Annotated in this window: 5 protein-coding genes and 2 pseudogenes; 5 read left to right on the top strand and 2 right to left on the bottom strand. The window is 69.3% G+C overall.

The window, feature by feature from the left end; translation table 11 throughout:
* The 4 genes and pseudogenes from purH to Q7J26_RS13990 form a co-directional block, all read left to right on the top strand.
* A pseudogene (gene purH / locus Q7J26_RS14005) lies at positions 1 to 177 on the top strand (bifunctional phosphoribosylaminoimidazolecarboxamide formyltransferase/IMP cyclohydrolase); the annotation flags it as partial.
* A gap of 13 nt (positions 178 to 190) precedes the next feature.
* The gene (locus tag Q7J26_RS14000; RefSeq protein WP_304937014.1) at positions 191 to 655 is read left to right on the top strand and encodes a GNAT family N-acetyltransferase; all 465 of its coding nucleotides are present in this window, start codon (positions 191 to 193) and stop codon (positions 653 to 655) included.
* 64 nt (positions 656 to 719) lie between these two features.
* Positions 720 to 1,619 carry a dienelactone hydrolase family protein gene (locus tag Q7J26_RS13995; RefSeq protein WP_304937013.1) on the top strand — a complete coding sequence of 300 codons (900 nt, stop codon included), beginning with the start codon at positions 720 to 722 and terminating at the stop codon, positions 1,617 to 1,619.
* A gap of 278 nt (positions 1,620 to 1,897) precedes the next feature.
* Positions 1,898 to 3,940, top strand: coding sequence for a S8 family peptidase (locus Q7J26_RS13990; RefSeq protein ID WP_304937012.1), 2,043 nt, complete (start codon positions 1,898 to 1,900; stop codon positions 3,938 to 3,940).
* 136 nt (positions 3,941 to 4,076) lie between these two features.
* On the opposite strand, the gene grpE is transcribed toward Q7J26_RS13990, so the two are convergent.
* Together grpE and hrcA are read right to left on the bottom strand one after the other, a co-directional pair.
* Positions 4,077 to 4,664, bottom strand: coding sequence for a nucleotide exchange factor GrpE (grpE, locus tag Q7J26_RS13985; protein ID WP_304937016.1), 588 nt, complete (start codon positions 4,662 to 4,664; stop codon positions 4,077 to 4,079).
* Between the two features lie 44 nt (positions 4,665 to 4,708).
* Complete coding sequence (hrcA, locus tag Q7J26_RS13980) at positions 4,709 to 5,776, bottom strand: heat-inducible transcriptional repressor HrcA (RefSeq protein WP_304937015.1); 1,068 nt, start codon at positions 5,774 to 5,776, stop codon at positions 4,709 to 4,711.
* A 92-nt stretch (positions 5,777 to 5,868) separates the two neighbouring features.
* On the opposite strand from hrcA, the pseudogene Q7J26_RS13975 reads away from it, so the two are divergent.
* A pseudogene (locus tag Q7J26_RS13975) lies at positions 5,869 to 6,080 on the top strand (ribonuclease PH); the annotation flags it as partial.

Here is a 6,080-nt window from a genome sequence, read left to right as displayed (position 1 = left end):
GCCTGCGCCTCCGAAGCCTTCTTCCCCTTCGCCGACGGCCTGCTGGAAGCCGTCGCGGCCGGCGCTACCGCGGTGATCCAGCCTGGCGGCTCCATGCGAGACGCCGAGGTCATCGCCGCCGCGGATGAAAAGGGCATCGCTATGGCCTTCACTGGCGTCCGGGTCTTCCGGCACTGAGAATCGAGCCCGGATGATCCTTATCGAGGACGCCGATCCGGACCATGCCGACGCCCGCGCCCTGATCGCCGCCCTGTCCCAGCGACTGGCGGCGATCACGGGCTCCAGCGGCCAGGCCTCGTTCGACGCGGACGATGTGCGGGGGCCGGGCGCGGCCTTCCTGCTGGCGCGGGACGAGCAGGGTCGGTCCCTCGGCTGCGGCGCCCTGCGTCCGCTCCAGCCGGGCGTCGCCGAGATCAAGCGCATGTATGCGGCCGTCGCCGGACGGGGCGTCGGTTCCGCCGTGCTCGCGGCCCTGGAGGCGAGGGCGGAAACCCTCCGCTACGACGAAATCCGTCTGGAGACGCGCCGCGTCAACACGGCGGCCGTGCGCTTCTATCTCCACGCCGGCTATCGCGAAATTCCGCCCTACGGCCCCTATGTCGATCGGCCGCAAGCCGTCTGTTTCGCCAAACAGATCGGATCCACTTCCGCCTAAGTTGACTGGACGCCCTGCGCGCCCCGTGATGGTCTGCCGGCTCCCCCCGTTCTGGAGCCGCCCCATGACCGTCCTGATCCGCCCCGAAGGCCAGACTGCCGATGATCTGAAGCTGAGCCGCAGGGCGGTGGGCGCTTTGGGGGGGCTGCTCTTCTCGGGCTATGCGGTCGCGGCCCTGGCCAAGGAGGCCCAACCGATCACCACCGACGCCGCCGGGCTCGAGACGGCCGAGGTCACCTATCCGGCGCCGGACGGGTTTGAACTGCCCGCCTATGTCGCCCGTCCCGCAGGCGACGGCCCCTTCCCGGTGGTCGTGGTGGTGTCCGAGATCTTCGGCGTTCACGAATATATCCGCGACGTCTGCCGTCGGCTGGCGAAACAGGGCTATGCCGCCATTGCGCCCGCCTTCTTCAACCGGGTCGAGGATCCGGCGCCCCTGTCGGATATGGGGCGGATCATGCAGATCGTCGGGGCCGCGAACTATGAGCAGGTGATGGGCGATCTGTCGGCGACCCTGGACTGGGCCAGCCAGCAGCTGTGGGCGCGGGACGGCAAGGTCGGGATCACCGGCTTCTGCTGGGGCGGCAAGGTGGTTTGGCAGGCGGCGGCGCGGTTCGCCGTCATCGGCGCCGGCGTGGCCTGGTACGGCCGTCTGGCCCCCGCGCCGGACGCGACGCCAGTGCAGGTTTCGTCCGGCCAGCCGTGGCCGGTCGATCTGGCCGACGACCTGAAGGCGCCGGTCCTGGGCCTGTACGGCGGCCAGGACCAGGGCATCCCCCTGGCCAGCGTCGAACGGATGCGCGAGGCCCTGGCGCGTGCGGGCCAGACGGACAGTCGCATCATCGTCTATCCGGACGCGCCGCACGGCTTCCACGCCGACTATCGCGCCAGTTACGCCGAGGCGGACGCCAAGGACGGATGGGTGAAACTTCTGGCCCACCTCGACAAAGCGTTAAGGAGTTGAATTGTTACTGATGTGACGCATTGCGGAGGGCTCTGCGTCCTGGAGGGGTGAACATGGGCGGTTCGCGGTTTCGCAGAGCGGTCCTGCTGGGTGCAGGCCTGTTGTTTCTCCCCCTGGCCGCCTGTGGCGGCGGGGGAGGTGGAGGTGGCGGCGGAGGAGCCGTAACGCCCGTCGTACCGCCCCCGCCACCACCGCCTCCGCCACCCCCTCCACCCCCTCCGCCGCCACCCCCGTCAGTGTCTTCGTCCGAGTATCTGCGGAACTACGGACTGGCCAATATGAAGGCCGAGGTCGGCTGGCAGGCCGGCGCCACCGGAAACGGCGTCACGGTCGCCGTGGTCGATTCCGGCGTCAGCAACAGCCAGGCCGATCTGGTCGGGCGGATTTCCACCGCCTCGACCGACGTGGTCCTGGGCCGCAACACCCCCTATGTCGCGAACGACAGCCACGGAACCCTGGTGTCGGGGGTGATCGCCTCGAACTTCAACGGCTTGGGGACGGTCGGCGTGGCCTATGAATCGACCATATTGTCGATCCGCACCGATATCTCGGACTGCGACGAGGAAAACACCGACGTCTGTTTCAGCAGTTCGGATCTGGTGCGGGCTCTGGATTTCGCCGTCGCCAACGGGGTCAAGATCATCAACATGTCCCTGGGCGGCGACGGCCGGCTGGGTTCGGCCTTCGAGGCGGCCCTGTTGCGCGCGGTCAATTCCGGGGCGGTCATCGTCGCCTCGTCGGGCAATGACGGCGAAGCCAATCCCGGCTGGCCCGCCCAGTATGCGGTGGACCCCCGGTTCTCGGGCGCCGTGATCGCCGTGGGATCGCACGGCGCGACCAATCTCATGTCCGATTTCTCGAACCGCGCGGGCGTCACGGCCGCCGCCTATATTTCCGCGCCGGGCGAGGACGTCATCACCGGCTGCGACGGAACCAGTTGCTGGCGGATCAACGGCACATCCTTCTCGGCGCCCCATGTCTCGGGCGCCCTGGCCCTGCTGATGGACGCCTTCCCCAATCTGTCGGCGCGCGAGGCCCTGGCCATTCTGATCCAGTCGGCGCGCGATGCCGGGGACGCCGGGACCGACATCGTCTACGGCCGCGGCCTGCTGGATCTGGCCAGCGCCTTCCGGCCGGTGGGAACCAGCTCGACCCCGATGGCCGACGGCGGCTCCATCGTGGCCGAGAGCGAGCCTGGCAGTTTCGTCGGCGCGGCCTTCGGCGACGCCTTCGCGCGCCAGACGGCCCTGGGGACCGTGCTGTTCGACAGTTATGACCGGATGTTCGCCGTCCAACTGGGCGGGGCCTATCCGACGGCGCCCAGCCGCTCGTATCAGGCCGCGCCGTTCGAACCCAGCCGGACGGCGACGACCCGTCTGGCCCTGCCGAACGGCGGCCGACTGAACCTGACGGCCTCTCAACCGGCCGAGACGCCGGAGCCCATCGCGCCGCGCTACGACCTGACCGCCGCGCCGTGGCTGGGCGACGAACCCCGCCAGGAGGCCATGCTGGATCTGGAGATGGGCCGACTGAGCTTCGCCACCTGGCAGGGTCGGGGCGGGGCGCGGTCGCCCTTCGACGGCGCGGCGGGCGACGTTTTCGCCGCCCTGGCGCAAGCGGATCATGCAGCGCGGGGCGCCGTGCGGTTCGGGTCTCTGACCCTGGCGGCCGAGACCGGTGGCGGGGACAGGCGCATGCCGCTGAGGCGGGTCGAGGAAGAGGCTTCAAGCTACAGCCGCGCCACCCTGGCCTGGCGCGGCGCCGACGGCGGCCTGTCGGTCAGCATCGGCGGTCTGGACGAGCGTCTGGGGCCCCTGGGGGCCTTTCTGCCCGGCGGATCGGACTTCGCCCTGCCGTCGCGCACAAGCTTCTATGCGGTGGGGGGCGACTGGACCTTGAGGCCCGGCCTGGCCCTGATCGGCGAGGCCGGCATGGGCTCGACCGAAAGCGAGGGCCGGTTCCTGTCGATGGACCAGGCCGCCATCAGTTCGAACTGGCGTCTGGGCCTGCTGACCGGCTGTTCGGCGCTCTGCGACCGGATCAGCTTCACCCTGTCCCAGCCGCTGCGGATCGAGAGCGGGACCTTCTCGGCCTGGCTGGCGGACGTGCCAGTCGAGTATTTCGACCCTCTGACCTATTCGCGCCGCAGCTTCTCGGCGACCCCCAGCGGTCGTCAGATCGACTTCATCCTGGGCGGCGAGCGGCGGCTGTGGGACGGCTCCAGCCTGACGGTTCAGGCCGTGGCCAGCCGTCAGCCGCGCCATGTCGCCGACGCGGCGCCGGAATTCGCCCTGATCGGCGGATGGCGGCGGAGGTTCTGAGGAGGGTGAGTGAATAGTGCGAGTGAGCAAGGGGCGAGGGCCGCGCAGAAACGCCGCCGCTCACTTCTCGCTCACTTTTCACTTCTCGCTCACGCGCACTCGAGGGCGCACCCGCCTGAGAGGCGGCCTTTGACGATCAGGCCTTGCCGTCGAAAGACTGACCTTCGGGCGCGGGGGCGGCGCCATAGGGGTTGGCGCCTTGCGCGCCAGAGCCCTTGGCCGCGACCACGACCATGGCCGGGCGGATGGTGCGGCCGAACAGTTCGAAGCCGGACTGCATGGTCTGCAGCACCGCGCCGCCCGGAACCGTATCCGACGGCTGTTCGATCATGGCCTGGTGCAGATGGGGGTTGAAGGCCTCGCCGGTCTCGGGGGCGACGCGCTTCAGCCCGTTGGTCTCAAACGCCTGCAACAGGGCCTTCTGGGTCATTTCCAGACCCGTCACCAGGGCGACGGTCGGGCCGTCCGTGTCCTTGGGCGCGGCCATCAGGGCGCGTTCCAGATTGTCGGCCACGCCCAGCAGGTCCTTGGCGAAGCGCTGAATGGCGAAGGCGCGGGCGTCGTTCTGCTGCGTCTCGGCGCGGCGCTTCAGATTCTCCATCTCGGCGGCGACGCGCAGGGCGCGGTCCTTCCACTCGTCGCGCTCGGCGATCACGGCGTCCAGCGGCGCCAGATCGTCAGAGGGATGGGCGTCCAGGCCGTGTTCGGCGTTGGTCTCCGCCATGTCGGCGTCCATTGCGTTGAAATCGTCGTTAAGGGGCTTGTCGCTCACTTGTCGTTCCCGTCCAGCATCCGGCCCAGCACCCGGGCGGTATAGTCCACCAACGGGATGACACGGGCGTAGTTCAATCTTGCGGGGCCTATGACGCCTATGGCGCCCAGAACCCGCTGTCGGCCGCTCATATAGGGTGCCGCGATCACGGCGGAACCCGAAAGTGAAAACAACCGCGTTTCGGCGCCGATGAAAATTCGCACGCCCTGGGCCGCGTCGACCCCGTCCAGCAGGCCGATCAGCTGTTCCTTCTGTTCCAGGTCGTCGAACAGGACGCGGACCCGTTCCAGATCCGCCAGGCCTTCGCCCTCCTGCAACAGATTGGCGCGGCCGCGCACGATCAGGGCCCGCTCCCGGTCCGGGCCGCCGGACCAGGCGGCGAACCCGTCCTCGACCAGGCGGGCGGCGGTCTGGTCCAGCTCGCGCCGCGCGATCTCCAGCTCCTGGGTCATTTCGCGCTTGGCGTCGGCGAAGGGTCGGCCGCGAAGCCGGGCGTTGAGGAAGTTGGAGGCCTCGACCAGGGTCGAGGGCGTGACCCCGGCCGCCAGGGTCATGATCCGGTTCTCGACCGTGCCGTCGTCGGCGACGATGACCGCCAGGGCCTGATCCCCGCCCAGGGCGACGAATTCGACATGTTTGACGCCGGAATCCCGCACCGGGCTGGACACCACGCCGGCGCCCCCCGCCAGGCCGGACAACAGGTTCGACGCCTCGTCGAGGGCGGATTCGAAGTTCCGCGCCCGCCCGGCCAGCCGCCCGTCGATCTCGCGCCGCTCCTCCTTGGTCAGGTCGCCGACCTCCAGCAGGCCGTCGACGAACAGGCGCAGGCCCGCATGGGTCGGGATCCGTCCCGCCGAGGTGTGGGGCGCCGCCAGCAGGCCCGCCAGGGTCAGGTCCTGCATCGTATTGCGGATCGAGGCCGGCGACAGGGCGATCCCGCCCAGCGACAGGGTGCGCGACCCGACCGGCTCGCCCGTCTCCAGATAACTCTCGACGATGCGGCGGAAGATGTCGCGCGCGCGCGCATCCAGCCCCGCCAGCCCCGCCAGGGACTGGCCCGTAATCTGGGCGCCGTCGAAGGGCGGGGTTTTGGGGGCATACAGGCTCACGGTTTCAGGATAAGCACCGCAGCCCCCGCTTCCAAGGATTCATCTCAATGCGCCATTCGAAACGCACCGACGATCAACTGCGTCCCGTGACCATAGAGACCGGGGTCAACCGCTACGCCGAGGGTTCGTGCCTGATCACCTTCGGCCACACCAAGGTTCTGGTGACGGCCTCGGTCGAGGAGACCATCCCCGGCTGGATGCGCGGCAAGGGCCAGGGCTGGGTCACGGCCGAATACGGCATGCTGCCCCGCGCCACCCA

Origin of the sequence: Brevundimonas sp. (assembly GCF_030656255.1) — a bacterium.
Classification (GTDB): domain Bacteria; phylum Pseudomonadota; class Alphaproteobacteria; order Caulobacterales; family Caulobacteraceae; genus Brevundimonas.
The sequence above is the reverse complement of the archived record's forward strand: the minus strand, read 5'-3'. Positions and strand labels throughout refer to the sequence as shown.

Bases quoted from the DNA above. Each gene is read 5' to 3' on its own strand.
- Q7J26_RS14000 (WP_304937014.1), top strand. From the start codon at position 191: ATGATCCTTATCGAGGACGCCGATCCGGACCATGCCGACGCCCGCGCC.
- Q7J26_RS13995 (WP_304937013.1), top strand. From the start codon at position 720: ATGACCGTCCTGATCCGCCCCGAAGGCCAGACTGCCGATGATCTGAAG.
- Q7J26_RS13990 (WP_304937012.1), top strand. From the start codon at position 1,898: ATGAAGGCCGAGGTCGGCTGGCAGGCCGGCGCCACCGGAAACGGCGTC.
- grpE (WP_304937016.1), bottom strand. From the start codon at position 4,664: ATGGCGGAGACCAACGCCGAACACGGCCTGGACGCCCATCCCTCTGAC.